Source organism: Rahnella sp. NRRL B-41462, assembly GCF_003263525.1.
GTDB lineage: Bacteria > Pseudomonadota > Gammaproteobacteria > Enterobacterales > Enterobacteriaceae > Rahnella > Rahnella aceris.
This window is the reverse complement of the sequence record NZ_JYDF01000197.1, coordinates 1-588: the sequence shown is the minus strand read 5'-3', so window position 1 is coordinate 588 and position 588 is coordinate 1. Positions and strand designations below refer to the sequence as shown.

Sequence of the window (588 nt, the reverse complement as noted above, 5' to 3'; positions counted from 1 at the left end):
TCACCCACATCCTGATAAGAGGGCTGAACAACCGTTTTCTGTGTGTTGACATCAAAGATGCCCCACAGTGCGCCTTCGGCAGCGGTTTCGCGAAAACGGAACCAGCCGTTACCCACAGACTCAATCTCGAATACGTTGGGCAAATCATAATGCTTACCCGCGTGATCCAGTGCGGTCAGCTTGCCGTCCAGATAATCAAGCGCGTAGCCATGAACAAAGGGCGAAATATTGTCTTCGGTCAGCGGGATAACAATTTTCCCCTGAGCATCGACAACACCGGTTCCCTCAGCCGTTCTGACAATAAACTGTTCGATATTACCGTCTGCGTCAGCAGATTGAATATCCTGCCATTTGCTGTCGAGCTGAAGTGAACCATCCGGGCGCAGGAAACCGGCACCGTTTTTACCGCTTCCGGATTCAGGACGAATCAGTGCGAGTGGCGATTGTGCAGAAGTAACATCATTTCTGACATAGAGAGGTTCAATCCGGCTGCCATCAAGGGCGCTGATATTCTTCTGATTCAGTAACGCCTTTCCTGATGCATCAACAATATTGACGACATCACCCTGGTCGTTGCGCAGCCATAAA

Annotated in this window: 1 protein-coding gene; it reads right to left on the bottom strand. The window is 50.3% G+C overall.

Features of this window, described 5'->3' with window-relative positions; translation table 11 throughout:
- Positions 1 to 588: WG repeat-containing protein (locus UC14_RS26575; RefSeq protein WP_198670125.1), on the bottom strand; the 588-nt coding region annotated here is incomplete at both ends.